Raw genomic sequence first — 24980 nt, 5'->3', positions numbered from 1 at the left:
CGCACACCGGACAACGCGCCGGTCCACGCGAGCATCGGGCGCCGAGGAGGAGCCGGGGCGCCACGCGCTACGCGGTCACCCGGGCGACGAGCACACAGGCATCGTCCTCACGCCCCGTCTCACCGAGCTCCTCCACGACCGCCCGCACACAGTCCTCCGCGGTGCGCGCCGCGGCGAACCGCGGGGCCAAGGCGAGGAGTCGGTCCCCGGCGGCCGGATCCGCCGCTCGCCCGGGCACCAGCCCGTCGGTGTGCAGCAGGAGCAGGTCGCCCGCCTCCAGGGTCTCCTCGGCCTCGCCGTAGCCGGCACCGGAGGTCGCGCCGAGCAGGACGCCGTCCGGCGCGCTCAGCCTGCGTCCCGTTCCGTCGCGGAACAGCAGGGGGGCGGGGTGATCCGCGTGGGCCCAGACCAGCGTGCGGGTCTCGGGGCGGTAGCGGCAGCAGACGGCGCTGCCGAGGGCGGGCTGGGCGGTGGTGTCCAGCAGCTGGTTGAGCCAGGCCATCAGCGGGCCCGGCCGGGTGCCGGCCATCGCCATGCCGCGCAGGGCGCCCAGCAGCATCGCCATGTGGGAGGTGACGGCGGGGCCGTGCCCGGTGAGGTCACCGACGCTCAGCAAGGTGTCGCCGCCGGGGAGTTCGAGCGCGTCGTACCAGTCGCCGCCCACGAACGTGCTCGTCGTCGCGGGCAGATAGCGGCCCGACAGGTCCAGGCTCTCCCGGCCGTGGTGCGGGAGCCGCAGGGTGCCGCGCCATGCCGGCAGCACGGCCTCCTGCAGCTCGACCGCAAGCCGGTGCTCGGTCTGTGCCTGGTGCCGGTGGCGCTGGAGCGAGTCACGGGTCTCGCTCACGGCCCGCTGGCTGCGGCGCAGTTCGCTGACGTCGCGCAGGACCGCCCACATCGAGGCGGTGCTGCCGTCGGCGTCGAGCACGGGCTCGCCCATCATGTGCACGGTACGGACCTCGCCGCCGGGGCGGACGATCCGGAACTCGTCGTCGATACGCCGGGCGTCCACCAGGCAGCCCGTGACCATCGCGGTCAGCTTCGGACGGTCCTTCTCGAGCACCAGGGACGGCAGTTCGTCCAGGGTGAGCGGGGGAGTGGCGGGATCGCGGCCGAGGATCGCGTACAGCTCCGGGGACCAGGTGGCCGCGTCGGTCAGCAGGTCCCACTCGGCGCTGCCGACCCGGCTGAGCAGCGAACCGCTCGCGGCCGGCTCCGGTGCGGTGCGGGCGGCCGGCACCGCGGCCTGCGGCGCCGGTGCGGGGCGCGGCCCATCGCGCAGCTGGGCCAGATGCTCGTCGAGGTCGTTCAGCTGATGCAGCGCCAGGTCGTACAGGGCGCGCTCCCAGCGGCCGCGCGGGTCGTCGTCCGTTCCGTCCCCCCGGGTGTCCCGTCGTACCGCGTCCACCTCGCCCTTGAGCCGCCGCGCCTGGGTGATCAGGGCGTCGACCTGGCCGCGTCCGGGCGGCTGGGCGGCTGGGTGGTCCGCGGAGAGATGGGACGGCATGACGTACTCCGATGCGGGAACGGTTGGCCAAGGAGAAAAAGGGGGGACCGCTATGACTGTTGCACAGCCCGAGACGCCCCGTAAGGGATTCGGCAACACACGATACGGTGGTGCTTCTGGCATATGCCAGAGTCTTCCCGGAGTGGCTGCGGCGTACCTCGGGCGTACGTCATCCGGTGTCCAAGTCGTAGGTCACGTACGCGACTTGACTGACTGTCGGGCGCTCGAAGCGGCGCTCATTCGCTTGTTCGACGCACCTCTGTTCCAGGTCGTGCGGTACTTCTCGACGAAGTGACGCGGATCACAGAATGTGACGGGCCTCAGCGCGCTCGTACTGGCACACCGGCCCGATCGCGCACCCGCAGGGAGACGCCCATGGAACCGACCCTCCAGCAGACCGCGAGCGCCCGCCTGATCACGGCGGACGAGCAGGAGAAGCCCGTGCCCGCCGTGCTCCGGTACACCGCCGACGACCCGTTCGCGGTGTACTTCGACTTCCCGCCCCACGCGGCCCTGGACGGCGAGGCGGTCAGCTGGACCTTCGCCCGCACCCTGCTGGAGGAGGGGCTGCGCGGCCCCGCCGGCTGCGGGGACGTGCATCTGTGGCCGTGCGGCCGGGAGCGCACCGCGGTGGAGTTCCACTCGCCGTACGGGCTGGCGCTCCTCCAGTTCGACACGGCCGCCCTGCGCCGGTTCCTGCTGCGCAGCTACGCCGTGGTGGCCGCCGGTCGGGAGGATGTGGCGGAGGCCGTCGACCGGGGGCTGAGCAGTCTGTTCGACGAGGTCTGAGTCAGGCCCCCGGGCCCGCGTACAGCGCCGGGCGCGGGGCGAGTTCCACGGCCATGCGGCCGCCGCCCTCCAGGGAGCGGACCCCGGCCTCCGCGACCGCCGCCGCCGCGTACCCGTCCCAGGCGCTCGGGCCGGTCACCCGCCCCCGCCGGGTGGCGTCCACCCAGGCCTGCACCTCGCGGTCGTAGGCGTCCGCGAACCGGACGAGATAGTCACGCGGCACCTCCTCGCGCGCCTCGCCGTCGGCCGTCACCACCATCGTGTGCCGCTCACCGATCCGCGCGCTGCCCGCCTCGCAGACCGCCTCGCAGCGCACCTGGTAACCGAAGCCGCAGTTGACGAACACCTCCACGTCCACCAGAGCGCCCGCCTCGGTCTCGAACAGCACGAACTGCGGGTCCAGCAACCCCTCCGGGGCCAGCGCGGACGGCCGGGGCCGCACCACCGTCACCGCCGTCAGCTCCTGCGCCAGCAGCCAGCGGGCCGCGTCGATCTCGTGCGCGACGGAACTGTCGATCAGCATCGCACTGGTGAAGTCCGGCGGGGAGGAGACGTTGCGGTGCACACAGTGCAGCATCAGCGTCCGGCCCAGCCGCCCGGAGTCCAGCAGCTCCTTGAGCCCGCGGTACTCGGCGTCGTAGCGCCGCATGAACCCGATCTGCGCGAGCCGCCGCCCGAGCCGCGCCTCCGCCTCGACCACCCGCAGCGCGCCCGCGGACTCCGGCACCATGGGCTTCTCGCACAGCACCGGCAGCCCGCGCGCGAACGCCGCGCGCAGCGCCTCCTCGTGCGCCGGGCCGGGGGAGGCGATCAGTACGGCGTCCACGCCGGGCGCGTCCAGCGCCGCCTCGGTCTCGGTGTGCACGGTGACCCCGTCCAGCCCGGCCACCGCCTCCTTCGCGCGGTCCGGGTCGGGGTCGGCCACCGCGGCCACCCTGGCGCCGCTCACCACCTGATCGAGCCGCCGTATGTGATCGGCTCCCATGTGTCCCGCACCCAGCACCGCCACACCCAGCAGGTCACCCACGCCCGTACTCCCTCTCGCCGACCTCGTCGACCTCGCCGACCGTCCCGGCGTAGCGTACGGGCGGGGTCGCGGGCGCCGTCAGTGGCGCGGTGCCCCGGTTGCCGCCGGTCAGTAGCGCAGCACCCCGGCGATGCCGCCCGCCTCGCCCAGTGTGCCGTCGGGGACGAAGCGCACGTCGGCGCCGGTCTCCAGGCACTGCTCGACGACCTCGTCCACGATGTCCTCGCGGGCGTCGAGGTCGCCGCTGTCGGCCGGGACCAAGTGGTCGCCGTCGTCGCGCACCGTCACCCGGTAGTTCTCCTCCACGGCGAGCAGCCGCACGCGGGCCTGCTTGGCGTTCTGCCAGACCTCGTCCACGCCGGCCACGAACTCCCGGTGGCCGCGGGCCGCTTCCAGCTGGTCGGCCACGCTGTCCACGGTGCGGGCCTCCTCGGCCTGGATCAGCGGGCGCAGCGCCTGCCAGACCGCGTCCGCGGAGGCGTGCGCCAGACCGCCGCGCGGGACCTGGGCGGCGCCCTTGGTGGCCTCGCCGACGTCGTTGAGGAGGGCGAGCGCGGCGGGCTCGCCGGTCACGTACAGCGGGCGCGGGCTGTCGCGCAGGACCGCGCCGACCGCCCGGTCGGCCTCACGCAGGAAGTGCCGGGTGCCCTCGTCGCGGTAGGCACTGCGCTGGTCGCCGACGCGCTCCTGGCGCTCGGGGTCGAAGTTCTCGGTGTCGCGGATCATCGGGAAGCCGCCGGCGTGCTCCTCGGCGACCCGGTCGGCTCCGCCGTTCCACAGCGTGATCCGGTCGGACGCGACCGACAGCACCCAGAACGGCCGCTCGGCGGCCTGCGCGGAGACCAGGTTGCGGGTGAGGAAGGTGTCCGAGAGCACCACCCGCTCCGGCACGGGCCGCGCCAGCGACCACACCTGGTGCTCACCCGGCGCCGCGAAGATCACCAGACCGTCCTCGGTGTGCGTGAGATCCACCTCGGCCAGTGCCTGGTCGAGGTGGGCGACGACATCGGCCCGCCGGTCGCGGGGCACCGCGGGATCGTGCTCCAGCTGTTTCTTGGCCTCGGCCACCACATTGCGCAGCCGGACCGGGTCCTGGGCCTTGTCCGGCTCACGGCGGTGGGTCGGCGTCAGCACGGAGACCGCGGGGTAGGGGCGCGGGCGGCGCAGCTCGGCGAGGGTCGTGGGACTGAGTGCGTGCTCCATGACAGCACCATAGGACCGATTCACCTTCCGGGCATTCGGGGAGAAAATCCCAGGTCACTCCTGGTCCTCCGGCCCGCAGGAACTGCCGTTCGGCGGCAGGGAGCCGTACAGCAGGAAGTCGTCGACCTTGCGGTGCACGCACTTCGAGGAGCTGTATCCGGTGTGCCCGTCGCCCTTGTTGTCGAGGACGACCGCCGACGGGCCGAGCCGGCGTGCGGTCTGCACGGTCCAGCGGTACGGCGTCGCGGGGTCGCCGCGGGTGCCCACCAGCAGCAGCTTCGGGCTGTCGACGTCCTTCACCTGCTCTCGGATGAAGTCGGTGCCCGGAGGGCGGCCGTAGCAGAGCAGCACCTCGGTGAGCCGGTACCGGCCGAAGACCGGCGAGGCCTGCTCGTACGCGGCGCGCAGCCGGTCGAGGTCGCGTTCGACCTGGTCGGCCGTGGGGCGATCGGGATCGTCCGCGCAATTGATCGCCATCAGCGCCGCGGCGAGGTTGTCGAGGGGGATGTCCTCCTCGTCGGCCAGGCCGCCGTCGGTCTCCGGTCCGGTCTCGCGGCGGCGCGTCTCCTCCCGGCCGCCCGGCGGGACGCCCGGGAGGAGATAGCCGCCGGTCGCGAACGCTTCGATGCGGTGGGTTTCGCCGTCCTCCATGAGGGAGGCGAGGGCCCGCTCCAGCGACGGCCACAGCTCCTTGCTGTAGAGCGCCTGTCCGATGGCGCCCACCAGGTCCTGGCCGGTGAACTCGTAGCCGAAGTCGGTCGGCACCGGGTCCCGGTCGAGCGAGCGGACCAGGCGCAGCATGTCCTCCCTGGCCCGGCGCGGGTCCTGGCCGAACGGGCAGGCGACGTCCTGCGCGCACCAGTCGAGGAAGTCCTCCAGCGCGGTCTGCTGCCCCCGCGCCCCCGCGATGCCCTGCTCGGTGAGCGGTTCGGTGAGGGTGTCCACGCCGTCCAGCGCCAGTCGGCCCACGCGGTCGGGGAACTGCTTGGCGTACACCGCGCCGAGCCGGGTGCCGTAGGAGAAACCGAGGTAGTTGAGCTTCTTGTCGCCGAGCGCCTGGCGGATGACGTCCAGGTCGCGGGAGACGTTCACGGTGCCGATGTGCGGCAGGACCGGCCCCGAGTGCTCCTCGCAGGCGTCGGCCTCCTTGCGCAACTGCCGCAGCAGCGCCCCCGGATCGCGCAGGACCTCGTCGGTGTCGTCGGTGTTCTCCGCGGCCTGGAAGGAGTTCCCGCAGCTGACGGGGGAGGAGCGGCCGACTCCGCGCGGGTCGAAGCTCACCACGTCGTAGCGGTCGGTCAGGTCCATGTACTCCCGGCCGCCGCCGGCCAGTCCGGCGAGGCCGGATCCGCCGGGGCCGCCGAAGTTCAGCACGACCGAGCCGTGGCGGTCGCCGCTGGCCCGGTAGCGGGCGAGGGCCAGGTCCAGGGTGCCGGCCTGCGGGCGGGCGTAGTCGAGCGGGACGGTGACCTTGCCGCACTGCATGTCCTTCGGCATGTCCATGCCCTGGCAGCGGCCCCACGCGACCTTCTGGCGGTAGAAGCGGGTCAGGTCGGGCTGGCCGTCGCCCGTGGCCGCCACCGCCGGAAGTCCCGCGCACAGCAGCGTCACGGAGAGGGCCCCGATGAGTGCGCGGCGCCGCGGTGCGGGCCGCCTCGACGGCTTTGCCGGCATCGATGCCTCCAGGGCGCCGGGCTGCGGACCGGGGAACGGCACCCTCGCTCACCATAAGCGGACGCCGGAAGGGGCGCCTCCGGGCGGGGTGGGGCGGCCGGAGCGTCGTCTCCTGTGCGATTTTCGGCCAGGCTGAGGAACGTTTCATCGCTCTATCGGCTGCTCCTGTCGCTAGATGGGATGAACGGTGGACACGCCGGGACCCGATCCATAACCCGGATGGTTCCCTCGTTGTCTGTCCGGTGCGGGTGAGTGCCCGCGTGTCTCTCTGGAAGGCAGGGAACCTATGAGACGGGTTACCCGAAACGGTGTGTTCGCCGTCGCCGCCGCGTCCGGTGCGATGGCTCTCACGATGCCCGCGCACGCCGACTCCACGGCGGAGGGCGCCGCGGCCGGCTCGCCCGGCGCGATCTCCGGCAACACCGTCCAGCCTCCGGTGCACGTGCCGGTCAACGTGTGCGGGAACACCGTGAACGTGGTGGGGCTGCTGAACCCCGCCGCGGGCAACACCTGCGTCAACGAGGGCGGCGACGGGAAGGACTCCTCGGGCGGCGGCGCGACCGCGGAGAGCGTCACGCAGGACTCGCCCGGCGTGATCTCCGGCAACGGGGTGCAGCTTCCCGTCGACCTCCCGGTCAACGTCAGCGGCAACACCGTGGACGTGGTCGGCATCGGCAACCCGGTCACCGGCAACGAGTCCGTCAACACCCCGGGCGGCGGGCCGAAGAACCCCGTCGAACCCGAGCGGCCCGGCAACCCGAACACGCCCGGCAAGCCCGACGTGCCGGTGAAGCCGCAGCCCGAGACCGGGACCCCGCCGGTCGAGGCGGAGCCCGAACCGGCTCACGCCCCGCAGGCGGAGCAGCCGCCCGCCCCGTCCGTCCTCGCCGACACCGGCACGGACGCGATCCTGCCCGCCGCCGCAGGCGCGGCGGCCCTCGTCCTCGGTGGCGCGGCCCTGCGCCGCAGGTTCCGCCCGGGCGAGAGCCACTGACCGTCCGACCTGCGGTCACCCGACGACGGAAGGCCCCCGGACGCCACCGCCCGGCAGGGCCTTCCACGTTCTGCGTGACACGGTGCGCGCGATGGCGGCGCTGGAGCGCGAGGGATTCCTGCGGCGCTACGCGCGGGCCGGGGACGGCGCGCCGGACGGCGAGGACGCGTTCGTCGACTGCTCGCTGTGGCACGCCGACGCGCTCGCCGCGACCGGAGAGCCGGGCCGGGCCTGGGACGCCTTCGAGCGGGTGCTGTCGGTCCGCGACGACGTCGGCCTGCCGGCCGAGCCGTGGGACCCGGTCACCGGCCGCCAACTGGGCGACGCTCCCCACGCGTTCAGCCACTTCGCCCTGGTCGAGGCCGCCTTCGCCCTTCGGTCACGACGCCCGGCCACGCGGCGCCGACACCGCCGTGAGCAGCACCATCCCCGTGTCCCCGTGGTCGGGCAGCGTCGGGTCGGAGTCGATCCGGGTCACCTCCAGACGCTCCGTCAGCGGCTCGAACACCTCCCGCACCAGCTCGGTGTTCACGGGGCAGCCCGGCCAGCGCGACTCCGGTCCGATCCGGTAGGTCGGCATGTTCTCCATGAACGCGGCCACCAGATGCCCGCCGGGCACCACGCACCGTACGAACACCCGGCAGAACTCGGCGAACTCGGCCGGGTCCTCGGTGGCGCCCTCGGCGACGAAGTGCATGGACGCCAGCTCGTACGTCCCCGGCGGCAGCGCGCGCACATCGGCGTGCACCACCTCCACCGGCGCCAGCGCCGCCGCCAGGGTGGCCGGCACCGCCGGGTTCAGCCGCCGGCACAGCGCGTGGAACGGCAGCCAGCTGGTGTCCGGGTGGTCGAGGATCTGGTGCCGCAGATAGGCCACGTTGCCCGCGCCCGCCTCCACCGCGTCGATCCGCCGGCTCACCGCCGAGGCGAGGATCAGCGGGTAGAGGTTGGGGCCCGCGCCCAGCTCCACGCTGCGGGCCAGCCCGTGCGGCGGCAGCCGGCGGTAGTACGCGGAGTGGTGCGCGATCACCGCCGCGTCCGCCCGGTGCAGGGTGCGGTAGTTCTCGGCCAGGTAGTCCGCCACCGGCCAGCGGTCCCAGTCGACGTCGTCGTTGTGTGTGCTCCGCATGCCGGTCACCTCTTCACCGACTGATCCGAACGGCTGCGGGACCGCAGCGGGAAGCGGGCCGCCAGCCGGGTCAGCACGGCGTTCAGCCGGTCGATGTCCTCGTCGGAGTTGAGGGCCGTGATCTGGATCCGGAAGCCGGCCCGGTCGCGCGGGACCAGCGGGTAGGCGGCCGGTGTCACACAGATCCCCTCCCGCCACAGGAACGCGGCGACCTCCTCCAGGTCGCCGGGGTCGGCCAGCGGGACCTCCACGATCGGCAGCCGGTCCCGGTTGAGCGTGTCGGCGCCCAGCCCGTCGAGATGGTCCAGGACCCGCTCCGTCCTGCGGTACGGATCCGCCCGGGGCGCGTCGCCGCGCCGGTCGTTGACGTCCAGCCCGGCCAGCGCCGTCGCCGGCGACGCGGTCGGCGGGGGACCCGAGTACCGATACGGGCCGGCGGTCGTCTTCAGCCGGTTCTTCAGCGGGGTCGGCAGCGCCACGAACGCCAGCAGCGACGAGTGCGCCTTGGAGAACCCGCCGACCGGCACGCTGTCGTCGTACGACTCCCCGCGGTACCGCACCACGCCGTTGCCGCGCGCCCCGTACCGGCACGGCTCGCCCGGCCCGCGTTCCCCGATCACCCCGAAGCCGTGCGTGTCGTCGACGTACAGCGTCGCCCCGTGCGCCCGGCACACCGCCGCCGGCGCCGGCAGGTCGGCCACGTTGCCGGTCATGCTGTCGACGCCGTCCAGACACACCAGCCGGGGCGCCCCGGCCGGTGCGGCGGCGAGCATGCCGTCCAGCTCGTCGGGCCGCCCGTCGTGGAAACGCCCTCGTCGGCCAGCACCGGGATCACCGAGCCGCGGGCCACCAGACAGCCGTCGTACACCGTCTTGTGCGCGGACGCCTCGACGAACACCTGCCAATTTGTCGATCTTCAGTACGTCGATGGGGAAGTGGCCGGCCGCCGGCACCCACCAGGGCCACCGGTGCGCGGGCCGCTGGAGCCGCATCCCCGTGACGAGGGCGGCGGCGCCCGCGAGACCGATCACGGCCCACAGCGGGGTGCGGGTCGCGGGGACCGTCATGTAGCCGACGGTGGCGACCACGACCAGCGCCACATGAGCGGCCATCAGCCGCTGGGCCGGCAGCAAGGGCAAGCTCCTCCTCGGCCCCGAGGAGACCGGGCCGTCGACGTGGCCGGTTTCCTCTCGATCGTAGGCATCGGCGGTCGGCACCTGCATCTCGGGCGGCCTGGGGCCGCGCGGGGGCGTCACGGCTGCGCGGCACCGATGCCGCCCCGACTCCGCGGTCCGGGCGAGCAGATCGTTCAGCCCGGCGGCCGCCGGGCGGATCCGGCGTAGCCGTCGGGGTCGAGCTGCTGGAAGTGCCAGGCGTCCCGGCACATCGCGGCGAGGTCGCGGGTGGGCCGCCACCCCCAGGCACGGGCCACCGCGCCCGCGTCCGCGACCAGCTCGGGAACGTCACCCGGGCGGCGTCCGACGACCTCGCTGGTCGAGCTGCGCGCCATGGACGACGCGCCCGAGGAGCCCGATCCCGCGTTTCGCATCGGGCTGCACCGCATCTCGGCCCAGGAACTGCCCCGGCTGCGCGCGACCGCCCCCGCCCTGGCCGACGCCGGCGGGCCGGAGGCGCCGGCGGCGGGGCCGGACGCGCTGCTCGACCGCTTCGCGTGACGGTCAGGGGGAGGGGGCGCGGAAGAACCGGCGGTGCAACGCGCGTACGTCGTCGGCGAGTTCGGGTACCGGGCCGTCCACCTCCACGCCCGGCGCGACCTCGTTCACCGGCAGCGTCCGCACGGGCGGCGCGGGCACGCCCCACTCCGCCAGCCAGGAGGACAGCTGCTCGGAGGACGCCACGTACACGATCCGGCCGAGGCCCACCCACGCGTGCGCGGCGGCGCACATCGGGCAGTGCTCCCCGGAGGTGTAGACGGTCGCCGCCGCGCGCTCCTCGGGTGTCAGGTGCGCCGCGGACCAGCGGGCCAGCTCGAACTCAGGGTGCCGGGTGCGGTCGCCGGACGCCACGCGGTTGTGGTCCTCGGCGAGCACCGTGCCGTCCGCGCCCACCAGCACCGAGCCGAACGGCTCGTCACCGGCGTCCAGAGCCTGCTCCGCCAGCTCCACGCAGCGCCGCAGATACGGCAGTTCGGTCTCCTTCACGACCATGGCGTACGGCCCTTCTCGCGATGTGATCACGCCAGTTTAGGCCTGCCGTCCGGACGTCAGGGGGTGTCCGTCCGGACGGCAGGCACCGAGGCGTGCGTCCGCACTGTGCTGGTCGCGCGCCGGTGTCAGTGCCGGACCCTCGACACCTTCGTGCGGTCGAGAGCCACCACGCCCAGCGCGGCGAGGGCGATCTGGATGAGCCATTCGACCCAGTCGACGCCCTTGGTGTCGCCCACGCCGATCCCGGCGGCGAGCGCCGAGCCGAGCAGCGCGGCCACGATGCCGACCAGGATCGTCCACAGCACTCCGATGTGCTGACGGCCCGGCACGACCAGGCGGCCCAGGATGCCGATGACGACGCCGATCACCAGGGCGCTGATGAGGCCTGATATCTCCATCTCCGCTCCTCGTGTTGAGAGACTGCCGGGTTTTCGTGAACGACACCCGCTCGCATGCGGGTGCCCGCCGAACCCCGGACCACTCTTCCGGTGATCCGCGGCACCGCGCCGTACATGACGAGGCCGGCCCGCGGGGGCCGGCCTCTCTGTCTCTCCCTGTCTCCCTACGTCTCTCCCTGTCTCTGCACGCCTGTCTCTACGGCCGGGGGGCGCTCTTCGCGGCCGTAGCCGCGCAGACCATGCCCAGGACCACGGCCAGGGCGCCGATGATGATGTTGTTCCAGATCACGCCCGCGTCCGGTCCGTCGCCGACGACCCACGGGGAGACGATCATCCACACGCCCAGAGCGCAGCAGGCCCAGCTCAGGCCGTACATGCGTTCCGGAGCCCGGGTGAATCCGAGCGCCAGCAGGCCGATCGCGATGCCGATGATCAGATTGTGCGGCACAAGGTTGGGCTGGCTGGTGGTGTAGTGGACTATCCACGGGGACACGGCGCAGTACAGACCGAGGAGGAACACCGGTCCGTCCACGAGCGCCACATCACGACCGCCGAGCACGCGGTCGTACCGAGCCCGCATCTCGGAAACATCGGGGTGACTGCTGATGTCACCTCTGGCGGGCGAGACGTTGGCCATGACTCGTCTCCTTTGACTAGCAGGCCGTACTGCGTCGGGTGCGGCAGGCGATGAGCGAGCCGCACATCTTCATTCTGCTCTTATTTATCCTTTATGTGTAGGTCTGGGTAAGGGCGGCCAGCTGGGCGTCGCGCACCGGCGCCGTCAGGCCCTGGATCAGCAGGAACATGCCCTCGCGGGCGCGCCGCTGGGCCGGGCTGTCCAGGCTCATGGTCCGGCCGCCGCCGGCCACCACCGCGGCGGTCGTGGCCGCGCGCATCAGGTCGAACGCCCGGGTGCGCAGCTCCAGCCGCTCCTCGATGTGCTCCTGCGGGACGGGATGGTCGGCGAGCGCGTACGCCCGGCGCCGCACCTCGTCCAGCCGGCCGCGCAGCGCCTGCGCCGTCTCCCGCGCGCCGGGGTTGTCGTCCAGCAGCCGCAGTGCCGCGTACGCCACCCCGAAGACGGCCGGGGAGGCGTTGGCGCTGCGCGGGATGTCGACGAGGGCGAACCGCTCCTGCGGAGTGCGCAGCACCACCGACTCCTCCGGCACCCGCAGACCGTCCAGCTCCAGGGACACGGTCCGCGCGGCGGTCAGCGCGGCGAGCCGCATCGGCGGCGAGGCGCGCAGCTCCGGCTGCTCCCGCGCCTCGGTGAACGCGAACACCAGCTCCGCCGCCTCGGTCACGCCCGCGAGCAGCATCACGTCGTTCAGGCCCCAGCCGGTGTACCAGGGCACCGTGCCGTCGAACCGCCAGCCGCCCCGCTCGGCCGTCGCCCGCACCGGGACCCGGGGGAAGGCCCGCACATGGGCGTACGCGATGCCCGCCATCAGCTCACCGGAGGCCAGCGGGCGCAACAGGCGCTCACGCACCGGGAGTTCCGAGCGGGCCAGCAGCCGTACCGGTGTGTGGTGCTGCGTCTGCACGAACCAGGTCGACCCGCACGCCCCGGCCAGGATCTCCTGGACCTCCCGCGCCACCGCGTCGGGCGCCCCCGCACCGCCGTACGCCTCGGGCGCGCTCACCCCGAGCAGCCCCGACTCGCGGACGGCGGCCAGATGACCCGGCGGCAGCCCCTCCTGGTCGACCCGCTCGGCGTGCGGGAGGAGCAGTTCGCGCGCGAGATGTCGGGCTCGGGTGACGAGGGGGTGCGGTGTGGTGGTCATGGGGCCATTGTCCCGAGGGGGCGCGCGTCGGGGCGGTGGCGGGACAGCGGGGGAGGGGAGTGGGCGGGTGAAGGAGTCAGCGGCGAGGGAGTCAGCGGGTGAAGGAGTCAGCGGGCGGGTGACGGGCTTCGGTCCCGGATGGTCGGTTCCTGGGCCGCCGCCTTCGCGATGTTGCGGGCCATGCCGCCGAATACGAGGGCGTGGAAGGGGGACACGCCCCACCAGTAGGCCTGGCCGAGCAGACCGCGTGGGTGGAACAGGGCGCGCTGGCGGTACCGGGTGCGGCCGGCCGGGTCCGTCTCGGCGTACATCTCCAGCCAGGCCAGCCCCGGCAGCCGCATCTCGGCCCGCAGCCGCAGCAGCCGCCCCGGGTCGATCTCCTCCACCCGCCAGAAGTCCAGCGAGTCACCGGCCCGCAGTCGCTGGGCGTCCCGGCGTCCGCGCCGCAGTCCGACCCCGCCGAGCAGCCGGTCCAGCCGGCCGCGCACGGACCAGGCGAGCGGGAAGGAGTACCAGCCGTGCTCACCGCCGATGCCCTCGACGACCCGCCACAGCGCCTCCCGTGAGGCGTCCACCGTGATCTCCCGCTCGTCTGTGTACAGACTGCCGCCCGCCCAGTCCGGGTCCGTGGGCAGCGGATCGCTCGGGGCGCCGGGCACCGAGGCGTTCGACCAGCGGGTGTCCACGCGGGCCTCCCGCACCCGCTGGAGGGCCAGCCGTACCGCCTCCTCGAAGCCGAGCGGATGCCCGGGCGGATCCGGGACGTAGCGTGCGATGTCGTGTTCGTGGCACACGACCTCGTGGCGCAGCGACTCGGCGAGCGGCCGGGCGATGGACGCGGGCACCGGGGTGACCAGGCCGACCCACTGGCTGGACAGGCCGGGCGTGAGGACCGGCACGGGGACGACGAGACGGCGCGGCAGACCGGCGACCCGCGCGTAACGCTGCATCATGTCGCGGTACGTCAGCACTTCCGGGCCGCCGATGTCGAACGCCCGGTTCACCTCCGCCGGCATGCGCGCGCTGCCGACCAGGGCGCGCAGTACGTCCCGTACGGCGACCGGCTGGATCCGGGTGTGCACCCAGCTCGGGGTGACCATCACCGGCAGCCGCTCGGTCAGATACCGCAGCATCTCGAAGGAGGCCGAGCCGGAGCCGAGAATCACCGCCGCCCGCAGCACGGTCGTGGGCACACCGGACTCCAGCAGGATGCGGCCGACCTCGGCGCGTGAGCGCAGGTGCGGCGAGAGGTCCCGCTCGGGGACGCCCGCCGGGGTGAGGCCGCCGAGATAGACCACGCGCCGCACCCCCGCGGCGCGGGCCTGCCGGGCGAACACGGTCGCCGCCCGCCGGTCCGTGTCCTCGAAGCCCTTTCCCGTGCCCAGCGCGTGCACCAGGTAGTACGCCACGTCCACGTCCCGCAGGGCCGCGCCGACCGAGGCGTCGTCCGTGACGTCCCCGCGGACGATCTCCACCTCGCCCGCCCACGGGTGGTCGCGCAGCTTGCCGGGGGACCGGGCCAGACACCGCACCTGGTGTCCGGCCGCCAGCAGTTCCGGGACCAGCCGCCCGCCGATGTAGCCGGTCGCGCCCGTCACCAGGCAGCGCAGGCGCTCATCCGCCGTGTCGTCACCGTTCATCCCCTCGGTCCCTCTCTCGTCCCGCGCCGCGCCGCACCGGGCCGCACCGCGCCCCGGTCGCGCGGAACCCGTGCGCCCGTGTGCTCGTGCGCCCGTGGTCTCGCGGCCTCCTGATGACTTCCACGGAACGGGCCGGCGTGGATGCGCGCTGCGCCGGACGGCTGACGCGCGCTTCGCCGCCGCGGTGCGTCCCGCAGGTCCCGCGCACCCAGCCCCGGCCCGCGTCGAGCCGGGCCGGGGCTGTGCACGGCGGGCGGGGCGGGCGGTTCGCGCCGGGCCCGGCGCGCGTCGGAGTCGGTGCAGCGCGGTGCGCTGCGAGCGGTGCGGTGCGGTGCGCTGCGAGCGGTGCGGTGCGGTGCGCTGCGAGCGGTGCGGTGCGAGCGGTGTGGTGCGGTGCGGTGCGATGCCGTGCGGGCCGGCGCGGGACCGGATCGAGGCTGGGCGCGCGGCCAGTCCGCGCCGGCCGGTGGCGGACCGCAGCCGGCCCGGTCGCCGCCCGAGACCGCGCGCCCGTGGCTCCGGACCGGCCGGTCCGAGGGCGCGCGTTCCGGTCGGCGCACCCCCGCCCGGCCGAGCGCGCGCCCACGGCTGACCCGGAGCCGAGGCCGCGCGCGACCGACGTCCCGGGCCACCCCGCCACCCCCAGGTCCGCCTCGGGACCGGACCGCCTGCCGTCGGCGCGGGCACCGACCGGTCGGGTGGCGCCCGGCGGTGGTTCTATAGGCTGATCACGTGGCCACGGAAGACGACCGGGAGCAGCCGGCACGAGACTCGGAGCCCGGCGTGGGCGCCGGGTCCGACCTGCACTCCTTCGCCGTCCAGCTGCGCCGGCTGCACGGCGAGATCAACCGCCTGATGCACGGCTTCGCCGGTGAACAGGGGCTGCACGTGACGGACGTCCAGGCGCTCTCCGCGATCCTCGACGCCGAGGAGCCGATGACCCCCGGGCGGCTGCGCGAACACCTCGGCCTCACTTCCGGCGCCGTCACGGCGTGCCTGGACCGGCTGGAGCGCGCCGGGCACATCCGGCGGGTGCGGGAGAGCGCGGACCGCCGGGTGGTCCACCTGCACTACGCGGCCGACGCCCGCCCGGCCGCGCGGGTCCACTTCCGCCCGCTGGCGGAGGCGACCCAGGCCGCCACCGACCGCTTCGACGAGGACGAACTGGCCGTGGCGCTGCGCTTCCTCACGGCGATGAACGAGGAGCTGGGCGGGCGCGAGCCCCGCAGCGGCCACTGAAACGACGGATTCCCCTATCCCGCGTCCGGGTCCCGCATCCAGGGGCCGCCCGTCACCGGTGGAGAGTACGTCGCCTAGGATCACCCTCGCCGCGAGATAACTCAATCATTGAGATTCTTTTCCGTTGAGTTAGTTGTCGCTCTGACCGACCACCCTGCTACGCCGGAGCCCGGAGACCATGCCCCCCAACCCCCGACGCGCCCGTCTGTTCGTACCCCTGCTGCTGCTCGCCGTCTGGCTCGGCATCGGCGGCGCCCTCGGTCCCTTCGCCGGCCGGCTCGGTGAGGTCGCGACCAACGACCAGGCCGCCTTCCTGCCGCGCAGCGCCGAGTCAACGGAGGTCATCGCCGAACAGCGGGCGTTCCGCCAGGAGGAGACGCTGCCCGCCGTCGTGGTGTGGACCGGCACCGACGACGCCTCCCTGGCCGACCGTCGCGACGAGGCCGGCCGCGTCCTCGCCTCGCTCACCGGCACGCCCGGCGTGGCAGGACAGGTCTCCCCGGCGCTGCTCGCCGAGGACGGAAAGGCGCTCCAGGGCGTCGTACCGCTGCGGCCCGACCTCGGCGACGACCTCCCCGACGCGCTGGAACGGATCCGTACCGCCGCCGAACGCGTCCCCGGCACCACGGTCCAGACGGCCGGACCCGCCGCGACCCAGGCCGACCTCTCGGACGCCTTCGCCGGCATCGACGGTCTGCTGCTCGGCGTCGCCCTGGCGACCGTCCTGGTCATCCTGCTGCTGGTCTACCGCAGCGTGCTGCTGCCGCTGGTGATCATTTTGGGCTCGGTCTTCGCGCTCGGCCTGGCCTGCGCGATCGTCTACGCGCTGGCCGACCGGGGCGTGGTGCGCGTCGACGGACAGGTGCAGGGCATCCTCTCGATCCTCGTCATCGGCGCCGCCACCGACTACGCGCTGCTCGTTACCGCCCGCTACCGCGAGGAACTCGCCGCCCGCACCGACCGGTTCGCGGCCGTCACCGCCGCCGTACGGCGCTCCTGGGGCGCCGTCGTGGCCAGCGCGGCCACCGTCGCGCTCGGGCTGCTGGCTCTGCTGCTCAGCGATCTGACCAACAACCGGGCGCTGGGCCCGGTCGGGGCGATCGGCATCGGCTGCGCCGTTCTCGCGTCCCTCACCTTTCTGCCCGCCGTCCTGGTGCTGCTCGGACGCGTCGCCTACTGGCCCGCCAAGCCACGCCCGGCCGCCGATCCGACCGGCGGCACCGGGATCTGGCAGCGGATCGCGGGCCTGGTCGACCGGGCGCCGCGCCGGGTCTGGGCGGTGTCCCTCGCCGCGCTGCTCGCCTGCGCGGCGTTCGCGCCCGGCCTCGCCTCCAAGGGCGTGCCCCTCGACGAGACCTTCGTCAACGACGCCCCGTCCGTGGCCGCGCAGGCCACCCTCGGCCGGCACTTCCCCGGCGGCTCCGGCACCCCGGCCGTGGTCATCGCGGACGCCGACCGGCTGCCCCGGGTGCTCGCCGCGGCCCGGGCCACCGAGGGCGTCGCCGCGGCGGCCGCGGTCACCGGGAACGGCCGTCCCGGCGGCGAACCGCTCGTCGTCGACGGACGGGTCCGGGTCGACCTCACCCTGCGCGCCGCCTCCGACAGCGACGCCGCCCAGGACACCGTGGCCCGGCTGCGGACCGCGCTGCACGCCGTGCCCGGTGCCGACGCCAAGGTCGGCGGCTACACGGCGCAGCGGTACGACACCGTGCGCACGGCCGAGCGGGACCGCGGCCTCATCGTGCCCGTGGTGCTGGCGATCATCTTCGTCATCCTCACGGTGCTGCTGCGCTCCCTGCTGCTGCCCGCCGTGCTCGTTGCGACCGTGGCGCTCAACTTCCTGGCCACGCTCGGCGTCTCCGCGCTGGTCTTCCCGCACGTGTTCGGCTTCACCGCGACCGACCCGTCCGTTCCCCTGTACGGATTCGTCTTCCTCGTCGCCCTCGGCGTCGACTACAACATCTTCCTGATGGACCGGGTCCGCGAGGAGTCCCTCCGGCACGGCGTCCGCCGAGGCGTGCTGCGCGGCCTGGTGAGCACCGGTGGGGTGATCACCTCGGCCGGTGTCGTCCTTGCCGCCACCTTCGCCGCGCTCGGCGTGATCCCGCTGGCCTTCCTGGCGCAGATCGCCTTCATCGTCGCCTTCGGCGTGCTGCTCGACACCCTCGTCGTCCGCTCCCTGCTCGTCCCCGCCCTGGTCCGCGACATCGGGCCACCCGCCTGGTGGCCGGGCCGCCTCGCGCGCACCCGCGTCCACGACGGCACGGAGACCGGCACGCGGCCGGAGACCACGCGGAGTTGAGCCCGGACCGGCACTCAGGGCGCCGCATGCCCAGGGGGCGCGCGGGTACTCGGCCGGGCGCGGACCACCGTACGGCACGACCCGACCCGAGCAGGCCATGAAGCTCTCGTTCCTCGACCCGCTCTTCGCCACCCCCGGCCCCTGGGCCAGTGTCTACCTCGACACCACCCGGAACGGCGACGATCCCGACGGGGCCGTCGCCGCGCGCTGGCGTCACCAGCGCGACGCCCTGCTCGCCCAGGGCGCCGACATCGCCACGGTCACCGCTCTGGAGGAGGCCGTCGGGACCTCGGACGCCCCGGGCCAGGCGCTGTTCGCCGCCCACGGCCGCCTCGCCCTCGCGGCGGACCTGCCCGACCCGCCCGAACGGGACCACGCCCGTTTCGACCCCCTGCCCGACGCCCTCCCGCTCGCCCTGCGACGCGCCCCCGACATCCCCTACGCCGCGATCACCATCACGCGCTGGGAGCCGCCCGCGGAGGAGCCGCCCTTCGACGGCCCCGACACCCTCCACGCCCCCGAGAGCTCCCACGCCACCGAGGCGCACGACGCCATCGACGGGCACGACGCCTACGGCGGGCTGGACGATCTCGACGGTTACGACGGCTACGACGGTTACGGCGGCTCCGACAACTACGACGACTTCGAGGACTATGACAGCCACGAGGGCGACTTCCCGGGCGTCGCGCCCCCCGCCGACGCGCCGCACATCCTCCTCACCTGCGAAACCGGCCACTGGCCCACCGGCCGCGTCCACCCGGGCCCGCGGCTGACCCGGCGGGTCCCCGTCGCGGAGTGGCAGCGGACGGCCCCGCTGCTGGCCCGGGAGCTGACCGACCTGGCGGACCGGCACGCCGCGGAGGTGGTCCTCGTCTGCCGTGACGCGGGGGACCCCTGGCTGTCCGGCGTCCTCGTCAACCGGCTGCCCATCCACCTTCAGAACCGGCTGACGACCGTCGACGAGGAACCCGGGACCCTCGGCCCCGGCACCCCGCACCCCCATCTCGCCCGCCTCCTGCGCGGCCGGCTGCGGTCGGCCGACCAGCACCAGCTGGACACCTTCTTCGCCCAGCGCGCCCGCCACCGGCCCAAGTCGGAAGGCGTCACCGCGGCCGTCACCGCCCTGCAACGCCGGCAGGCCCGGTCGCTGCTGCTCACCGACGCGCTGCGGCTGCCCGAGCGGCTGTGGTCCGGTGCCGACCCGACGCAGATCGCCCTGTCGGCGGCGGAGCTGGAGGCGTACGGCACGCCGTCCGTCCACGAGGAACCCGCGGGCGCGGCCCTGCTGGCCGCCGCCGTCCGTACCGGCGCCGAACTGATCGTGCCACCGTCCGACCGGGTGCCCCTGACGGACGGCATCGGCGTGGTGCTGCGCTACCGCGACGCCGCCGACATGGCCATGACCGCCTGAGCACCCACCTATCCCAACCCCCCGATCACCGCATCCCTGCCTACCCTGGAAACGTGGCTCGTTCCAACGACGAGGTCGCCGCGCTGTTCTCCGAGTACGCGGACCTGATCTCGATCACCGGAGGGGACGCGTTCAAGGCACGCGCCTACGAGAAGGCCGCCCGGGCGATCGGCGGTCACCACACCGATGTCGCCGGCCTGGATGTGAAGGGGCTCCAGGAGATCCCCGGGGTCGGCAGGTCGGTCGCCGAGAAGGTGGTCGAGTACTTCCGCGACGGCAGGGTGTCCGCCGTGGAGGCACTGCGCGCGAAGATCCCGGCCGGCGTCCGGCGCTTGACGGCCATCCCCACGCTCGGTCCGAAGAAGGCCCAGGTGCTCTACGAGGAGCTGGGCATCGCCTCCGTCGACGAACTCGTCGACGCCATCCACGCCGAACGCCTGCGCGACCTCAAAGGCTTCGGGCCCCGCACCGAGGAGAAAATCCTCCACGGCATCTCCCTGCTCCGGTCCGCCGGCGACCGCGTACTGATCGACGTCGCCATGGACACCGCGGAGACGATCGTCGGCGAACTGTCCACCGTCACCGGCTGCCTGCGCTGTGCCTACGCAGGCTCCCTGCGGCGGGTCCGCGAGACGATCGGCGACATCGACGTGCTGGCCGCCGCCGAGGACTCGGGCCCGGTCATGCGGGCGTTCACCGCACTGCCCTTCGTCACCGAGGTCGTCGCCCAGGGCCGGACCAAGACGTCCGTGCGCACCGCCAAGGGCCTCTCCGTCGACCTGCGCGTCGTACCGCCGGAGTCGTGGGGAGCGGCCCTGCAGTACTTCACCGGGTCGAAGGCGCACAACATCCGCACCCGCGAACTGGCCGTGCACCAGGGCCTGAAGCTCTCCGAGTACGGCCTCTTCGACGCCGAGAGCGGTGAACGGATCGTCTCCGGGACCGAGGAGGACGTCTACGCCCGGCTCGGCCTGCCGTGGATCCCGCCCACCCTGCGCGAGGACCGCGGCGAGATCGAGGCCGGGCTGCGCGGCGAACTGCCCGAGCTGGTCACCGAGGACGACATCCGCGGCGACCTGCACACCCACACCGACCTCACCGACGGGCTCGCCCCGCTGGAGGACATGGTCGCCGCGGCCGCCGCGCGCGGCTACGCCTACTACGCGATCACCGACCACGGACCCGACATGGCCATGCAGCGCATGACGGACGAGCGGATGCTCGCCCAGCGCGAACAGGTCCGCGCCCTGGACGGCGCCTACGGCCGGAACGGGCGGCGCCGGGCCACCGGCAGACAGGGCGGGATGCGCCTGCTGCACGGCGCCGAGCTGAACATCGGACCCGAGGGTGACGTCGACTGGTCCGCCGACTTCCTCTCCGGGTTCGACCTGTGCGTGGCCTCCGTCCACTCCCACTTCAACCAGGACCGCGACGCCCTCACCCGCCGGATCGTGCGCGCCTGCGAGAACCCGTACGTCAACGTCATCGGCCACCCCACCACCCGCATCATCGGCAAGCGGCCCGGCATCGACGCCGACCTCGACGCGGTGTTCGCCGCCTGCGCGCGCACCGGCACCGCCCTGGAGATCAACGCCCACCCCGACCGGCTCGACCTGCGCGACGAGGACATCCTGCGCGCCAGGCGGCATGGGGTGAAGTTCGCCGTCGACAGCGACGCCCACGCCGTCGTCCACCTGCCCAACCTGCGCTACGGCGTGGGCACCGCCCAGCGCGGCTGGCTCACCGCGGACGACGTGATCAACACCTGGCCGCTCACCCGGCTGCGCCGCTTCCTGCGCAAGGGCCGAGGGAGATGACATGAGACTCGTCGAGGAAACCCCGCACCGCTTCCGCCTCGACCCGCACGGCGCCATGCGGGTGCCCGGCGTGGTCTTCGCCACCCGCGACCTGCTCGCCGACGCCGAGCAGTCCCTGACCCAGGTCGCCAACGTCGCCACCCTGCCCGGCATCGTCACCGCCTCGTACGCCATGCCCGACATCCACTGGGGCTACGGCTTCCCCATCGGCGGCGTGGCCGCCACCGCCGTCGACGAGGGCGGGGTGATCTCCCCGGGCGGCGTCGGCTTCGACATCTCCTGCGGCGTACGGCTCCTCGCCGCCGACTGCGACCGAGCCACCCTGGCCCCCGCCCTCGGCGCGATCATGGACGGCCTGGACCACGCCATCCCGCGCGGCGCCGGACCCGGCGGGGTCTGGCACCCCCGCCCCGGCGAACTGGACCGCATCCTCGAGGGCGGCGCCCGCTACGCCGTCGCCCAGGGCTACGGCGAGGAACGCGACCTGGTCCGCTGCGAGGACGGCGGAGCGGTCGACGACGCCGAGGTGCGCGAGGTCGGCCAACGGGCCCGCGAGCGCGGCCTCGGCCAGGTCGGCAGCCTCGGCTCCGCCAACCACTTCCTGGAGGTGCAGCAGGTCGCCGAGGTGTACGACGAGAGCGTCGCCGCCGCCTTCGGGATCACCGCCGGACAGGTCTGCGTGATGATCCACTGCGGCTCGCGCGGCCTCGGCCACCAGATCTGCACCGACCACGTCCGGGCGATGGACCGCGCCATGGCCCGCTACCACATCACCGTGCCCGACCGGCAGCTCGCCTGCACCCCCGTGGACTCACCCGAAGGCCGCGCCTACCTCGGCGCGATGGCCGCGGCGGCCAACTACGGCCGCGCCAACCGCCAGTTGCTCTCCCACGCCGCCCGCAGAATCTTCCGGCGCGCCGCGGGCGTCCACCTGTCCCTGGTGTACGACGTCTCCCACAACCTCGCCAAGCTGGAGACCCACCCCGTCGACGGGCGGCCCCGCCGGTTGTGCGTGCACCGCAAGGGCGCCACCCGCGCCTTCCCGCCCGGCCACCCCGACCTGCCCGCCGACCTGCGGGAGGCCGGGCAGCCGGTGCTGATCCCCGGCACCATGGGCACCGCCTCCTACGTCCTCGCCGGAGTCACCGGCGGCGACGCCTTCGCCTCCACCTGCCACGGCGCCGGCCGCCGGATGAGCCGCCACGAGGCCGCCCGCACGGTCACCGGCCGCGAACTGCGGGCCCGCCTGGAACACGCCGGCATCGCGGTGCGCCCCCGCTCCTGGCGCGGCTTGTCCGAGGAGACCCCCGAGGCCTACAAGGACGTCACCGCGGTCGTGGCCGCGAGCGAGGGCGCGGGGCTGTGCCGCACGGTGGCGCGGCTGGTGCCGCTGGGAGTGGTGAAGGGCTGAGACGCCGAGCGGCTTCTGCCCCCGGGGCCGGTCAGACGTCGACCGTCACCGTGCACGACCAGCCGTATGCGTCCGGCCGGATCCGCAGCTCGTGCCAGGCGACCGCCTTCGGCACCGCCCCGGTGATCTCCACACTGCCCAGGTCCGCCATCGTGAACCGCACGTCGAGCGCGTCCTCGGCGGACCCGGCCGCCACGTCGACGGGGATCTCGCCGTGCACCTCGAGGCGGTAGACGACCTCGTCGAGCAGGGCCGCCAGCAGCTCCTCGTCGCCCTCGTCGGGCAGCCGCGCCCGGGCCACCCCGGACGGCCGCGCCCCGGCCACGTCCGCGAAGGACTCGACCAGGCCGCGTACGGCCTCCATGAGGCAGCTGTCCCGGTCGGCTCCCCATGCCTCGATCCGTACGTCGGCCGTGTGCCCGGACCTCCGGTGCCCGCTCGCACCCCGCCGCCGGACCGCGATGTCGTCGTCCGTGTCACCGACCATGCCCCGCCGAGTTCCCCGCCCCGCCGCTCCGCACACGGCCCTCGACCAGGAGATACGGCGCGTCGAACACCAGGCTGCCGTCGCCGGCCCGGTTGTGCGCGGCGAACAGGGCGGCGAGGTCGGCACGGGCCCGGTCCCAGCGTCCGGCGCGCTCCAGGGCCAGGCGATGGGCGCGGATCGGGCCGGGCTTGCCCTCGAAGACGGACACCGCGTGCGCCACCGACGGATACCGGACCCGCACCCGCGCCACCCGGCAGCGCACGGTCACCGGCAGCGGCGCGAACCACGCCTCGACCCGCCCGGCTTCGCCCCACCGGGTGGGCCCGCCAGGGGCGGGTGGGGCGTCCAGATGGCGCAGGACCGTGGGGGCGATCCGGCCCATGATCCCGTCCGGTGTCCACGAGGCGATCGCGAGCCGCCCGCCGGGCCGGGTCACCCGCACCAACTCGGCGGCCACGCGCGCCGGTTCCGGCGCGAACATCACACCGAATGTCGACAGGACGACATCGAAGGTGCCCGCCGGGAACGGCAGCAGCCGGGCGTCCCCGGCCACCCAGCCGACCGGGCTCCCCACCCGGCGCGCCCGCTCCGCCGCGACCCGCAGCAGCCCCGCCTCCGGGTCGAGCCCCACCACCCGCGCCCCGGACCGCGCCGCGGCCAGCGCGGCAGGACCGGAGCCCGTGCCCACGTCCAGCACACGCGGTGCGCCGGACAGCCCGGCCAGGGCCGCCTCCACCACGTCGTCCGCCGCGTGGGCCCAGGCGTCCCCGGCGGCCGTGTAGTCGCCGCCCCGCCACGCGCCGCTCACCGCAGGCCGCCCTCGTCGAGCCGCAGCAGCCGGACGCCGTGCCCGGCCAGCGACTCGGGCAGCGCCGCCAGCGGCGGCAGTTCCTCCACATGGCGCACTCCGGGCGCCAGCGCGCCGTCCATCAGCACCCGCACCGCGTGGGCGGCCACCAGACCGGTCACCCGGCTCTGCCCGCGCCCGGTGAGCGCGTACGCCGCGTGCCGGTCACCATCACCCCACGAGGCACGACGGCCGCGTGCGGCAGCGTCGCCCCACGAGGCAGCCTCGCCCCAGGAGGCAGCGTCGCCCCGCGAGGCACCTCCACCCCACGCGTCGACCCGCACCACGAAACCGTCCCCGCCGACACGCACCCGCCCGAGGGCCCGCGCCAGCCGCCGCTGCACCACCGGCCGGGCGAGCGGTCCCGCGAGTCCGGCGCGGCGCGCCGCGAACAGCGCGGCGGTCAGCGGGCGCGAGTCCAGGCACAGCCGGGTGGTCACCCGGGGGACACCGAGGGTGCGGGGGAGGGTGCGGGGGAGGGTGTGCTGGTCGGAGAAGGGGAACGGGTGCGCGGTGCGGGTGCCGTGACCGGGCAGCCGCACCCGCCGCGGCGCTGCCCGGACCGGCTCGGACAGGCCGGCGAGCGTCCAGCGCAGGGCGTCCGTGCCGTGGTGCTCACCCGTGCCGAACAGCAGCGTCAGATCGATCCGCCGGGCACCGCCCACCGCCTCGTGGGCACGGCGGGCGAGCAGGTTCGTCAGGCCGGGCGCCACCCCGACGCTGAGCACCGCCGTCGCCCCGGCGCTCACCGCGACCGTGTCCAGCCCGGCGACCGCGTCGAGGAGACCGGCGGTGGCGCCGACGTCCACGAGATGCACGCCGCGCTCCAGACAGACCCGCGCGACCTCCGCGTCCGGCGGCTCCACGCACAGCACCACCGCCGCCACGTCGCCCAGCCGGTCGAGCACCCGGCGGAACCCCTCCGGGTCACCGGCGTCCACGCGGACGCCCCCGAGGCGCCGTACCCGCTCCGCGTCCCGCCCGGCGGGCACCACCCGCCCCGGGAACCAGCCGCCCAGACGGGATGTCACCGCCGTACCGACCGCGCCGTAGCCCCCGACGACGAGCACCCGTCCGGCCGGGGGTGCCCCCGGCGGCTTCACTGTAGTCATACTCCAGTGAATTACACTGTAGTGTCACTACAGTCAAAGAG

The 24980-nt window shown here is 74.2% G+C and carries 22 protein-coding genes and 1 pseudogene; 8 read left to right on the top strand and 15 right to left on the bottom strand.

The annotated features are described in order from the left end of the window. Positions 1–67 precede the first annotated feature (67 nt). The gene (locus ACIG0D_RS26255; protein ID WP_399805473.1) at positions 68–1507 is read right to left on the bottom strand and encodes a PP2C family protein-serine/threonine phosphatase; all 1440 of its coding nucleotides are present in this window, start codon (positions 1505–1507) and stop codon (positions 68–70) included. 375 nt (positions 1508–1882) lie between these two features. On the opposite strand from ACIG0D_RS26255, the gene ACIG0D_RS26250 reads away from it, so the two are divergent. After that, positions 1883–2296 (top strand): SsgA family sporulation/cell division regulator, encoded by a 414-nt coding sequence (locus tag ACIG0D_RS26250; protein WP_399805471.1) that lies wholly within the window; start codon positions 1883–1885, stop codon positions 2294–2296. A gap of 1 nt (position 2297) precedes the next feature. On the opposite strand, the gene ACIG0D_RS26245 is transcribed toward ACIG0D_RS26250, so the two are convergent. The 3 genes from ACIG0D_RS26245 to ACIG0D_RS26235 form a co-directional block, all read right to left on the bottom strand. Continuing rightward, on the bottom strand, positions 2298–3323 hold the full coding sequence (locus ACIG0D_RS26245) for a Gfo/Idh/MocA family protein (protein ID WP_399805469.1): 1026 nt from the start codon (positions 3321–3323) through the stop codon (positions 2298–2300). A gap of 108 nt (positions 3324–3431) precedes the next feature. After that, positions 3432–4526 (bottom strand): chemotaxis protein, encoded by a 1095-nt coding sequence (locus tag ACIG0D_RS26240; protein WP_399805467.1) that lies wholly within the window; start codon positions 4524–4526, stop codon positions 3432–3434. Between the two features lie 54 nt (positions 4527–4580). Continuing rightward, complete coding sequence (locus tag ACIG0D_RS26235) at positions 4581–6200, bottom strand: alpha/beta hydrolase (RefSeq protein ID WP_399805709.1); 1620 nt, start codon at positions 6198–6200, stop codon at positions 4581–4583. Between the two features lie 286 nt (positions 6201–6486). Here ACIG0D_RS26235 and ACIG0D_RS26230 point away from each other — a divergent pair, with 286 nt between their 5' ends. Beyond that, positions 6487–7194 carry a chaplin family protein gene (locus ACIG0D_RS26230; protein WP_399805465.1) on the top strand — a complete coding sequence of 236 codons (708 nt, stop codon included), beginning with the start codon at positions 6487–6489 and terminating at the stop codon, positions 7192–7194. Between the two features lie 379 nt (positions 7195–7573). Here the strand turns inward: ACIG0D_RS26230 and ACIG0D_RS26225 are convergent, their stop codons facing one another. The 3 genes and pseudogenes from ACIG0D_RS26225 to ACIG0D_RS26215 form a co-directional block, all read right to left on the bottom strand. Beyond that, positions 7574–8323: a class I SAM-dependent methyltransferase gene (locus tag ACIG0D_RS26225; protein WP_399805463.1), complete on the bottom strand. Its 750-nt coding sequence runs from the start codon at positions 8321–8323 to the stop codon at positions 7574–7576. A 5-nt stretch (positions 8324–8328) separates the two neighbouring features. After that, positions 8329–9462: an aminotransferase class I/II-fold pyridoxal phosphate-dependent enzyme gene (locus ACIG0D_RS26220; RefSeq protein ID WP_399805461.1), complete on the bottom strand. Its 1134-nt coding sequence runs from the start codon at positions 9460–9462 to the stop codon at positions 8329–8331. A gap of 170 nt (positions 9463–9632) precedes the next feature. Then, positions 9633–9812: pseudogene (locus tag ACIG0D_RS26215) on the bottom strand (UDP-glucose 4-epimerase GalE); the annotation flags it as partial. A gap of 19 nt (positions 9813–9831) precedes the next feature. Between ACIG0D_RS26215 and ACIG0D_RS26210 the strand changes: the two are divergent. Further along, a complete protein-coding gene (locus ACIG0D_RS26210) occupies positions 9832–9999 on the top strand; it encodes a hypothetical protein (protein ID WP_399805460.1) in 168 nt (55 codons plus the stop codon). Between the two features lie 3 nt (positions 10000–10002). Here the strand turns inward: ACIG0D_RS26210 and ACIG0D_RS26205 are convergent, their stop codons facing one another. The 5 genes from ACIG0D_RS26205 to ACIG0D_RS26185 form a co-directional block, all read right to left on the bottom strand. Continuing rightward, positions 10003–10491 (bottom strand): nucleoside deaminase, encoded by a 489-nt coding sequence (locus ACIG0D_RS26205; protein ID WP_399805706.1) that lies wholly within the window; start codon positions 10489–10491, stop codon positions 10003–10005. Positions 10492–10616: 125 nt separating this feature from the next. Further along, positions 10617–10889 (bottom strand): GlsB/YeaQ/YmgE family stress response membrane protein, encoded by a 273-nt coding sequence (locus ACIG0D_RS26200; RefSeq protein WP_399805457.1) that lies wholly within the window; start codon positions 10887–10889, stop codon positions 10617–10619. Positions 10890–11085: 196 nt separating this feature from the next. Next, the gene (locus ACIG0D_RS26195) at positions 11086–11526 is read right to left on the bottom strand and encodes an SPW repeat protein (RefSeq protein ID WP_399805455.1); all 441 of its coding nucleotides are present in this window, start codon (positions 11524–11526) and stop codon (positions 11086–11088) included. Between the two features lie 91 nt (positions 11527–11617). Beyond that, positions 11618–12673 carry an acyl-CoA dehydrogenase family protein gene (locus tag ACIG0D_RS26190; protein ID WP_399805453.1) on the bottom strand — a complete coding sequence of 352 codons (1056 nt, stop codon included), beginning with the start codon at positions 12671–12673 and terminating at the stop codon, positions 11618–11620. A 107-nt stretch (positions 12674–12780) separates the two neighbouring features. Continuing rightward, positions 12781–14313, bottom strand: a complete 1533-nt coding sequence (locus ACIG0D_RS26185) for an SDR family oxidoreductase (protein WP_399805451.1) — start codon at positions 14311–14313, stop codon at positions 12781–12783. Positions 14314–15045: 732 nt separating this feature from the next. On the opposite strand from ACIG0D_RS26185, the gene ACIG0D_RS26180 reads away from it, so the two are divergent. The 5 genes from ACIG0D_RS26180 to ACIG0D_RS26160 all read left to right on the top strand — a co-directional run bounded on the left by ACIG0D_RS26180 (position 15046) and on the right by ACIG0D_RS26160 (position 22493). Further along, positions 15046–15552 carry a MarR family winged helix-turn-helix transcriptional regulator gene (locus ACIG0D_RS26180; protein ID WP_399805449.1) on the top strand — a complete coding sequence of 169 codons (507 nt, stop codon included), beginning with the start codon at positions 15046–15048 and terminating at the stop codon, positions 15550–15552. A 178-nt stretch (positions 15553–15730) separates the two neighbouring features. Continuing rightward, the gene (locus ACIG0D_RS26175; protein WP_399805447.1) at positions 15731–17854 is read left to right on the top strand and encodes an MMPL family transporter; all 2124 of its coding nucleotides are present in this window, start codon (positions 15731–15733) and stop codon (positions 17852–17854) included. 97 nt (positions 17855–17951) lie between these two features. Next, positions 17952–19265, top strand: a complete 1314-nt coding sequence (locus tag ACIG0D_RS26170) for a hypothetical protein (RefSeq protein WP_399805445.1) — start codon at positions 17952–17954, stop codon at positions 19263–19265. Positions 19266–19318: 53 nt separating this feature from the next. After that, positions 19319–21082 (top strand): DNA polymerase/3'-5' exonuclease PolX, encoded by a 1764-nt coding sequence (gene polX, locus ACIG0D_RS26165; protein WP_399805443.1) that lies wholly within the window; start codon positions 19319–19321, stop codon positions 21080–21082. A gap of 1 nt (position 21083) precedes the next feature. Next, entirely contained in the window at positions 21084–22493 is a 1410-nt protein-coding gene (locus ACIG0D_RS26160) for an RtcB family protein (protein WP_399805441.1), read from the top strand. 31 nt (positions 22494–22524) lie between these two features. Here the strand turns inward: ACIG0D_RS26160 and ACIG0D_RS26155 are convergent, their stop codons facing one another. Genes ACIG0D_RS26155 through ACIG0D_RS26145 form a run of 3 tightly spaced genes read right to left on the bottom strand, consistent with a single transcriptional unit; the run spans position 22525 to position 24939 of the window. Next, on the bottom strand, positions 22525–22980 hold the full coding sequence (locus tag ACIG0D_RS26155) for an archease (RefSeq protein WP_399805439.1): 456 nt from the start codon (positions 22978–22980) through the stop codon (positions 22525–22527). Next, the gene (locus ACIG0D_RS26150; protein WP_399805437.1) at positions 22970–23788 is read right to left on the bottom strand and encodes a class I SAM-dependent methyltransferase; all 819 of its coding nucleotides are present in this window, start codon (positions 23786–23788) and stop codon (positions 22970–22972) included. Before ACIG0D_RS26150 ends, ACIG0D_RS26155 begins: the two co-directional genes overlap by 11 nt. After that, a complete protein-coding gene (locus tag ACIG0D_RS26145) occupies positions 23785–24939 on the bottom strand; it encodes a saccharopine dehydrogenase family protein (protein WP_399805435.1) in 1155 nt (384 codons plus the stop codon). Before ACIG0D_RS26145 ends, ACIG0D_RS26150 begins: the two co-directional genes overlap by 4 nt. Positions 24940–24980 lie beyond the last annotated feature (41 nt).

It is taken from the genome of Streptomyces sp. NPDC052773 (assembly GCF_044547145.1).
Lineage (GTDB): Bacteria > Actinomycetota > Actinomycetes > Streptomycetales > Streptomycetaceae > Streptomyces.
Note: the sequence above shows the minus strand (reverse complement) of the source record. Positions and strands in the feature narration are given on the sequence as shown.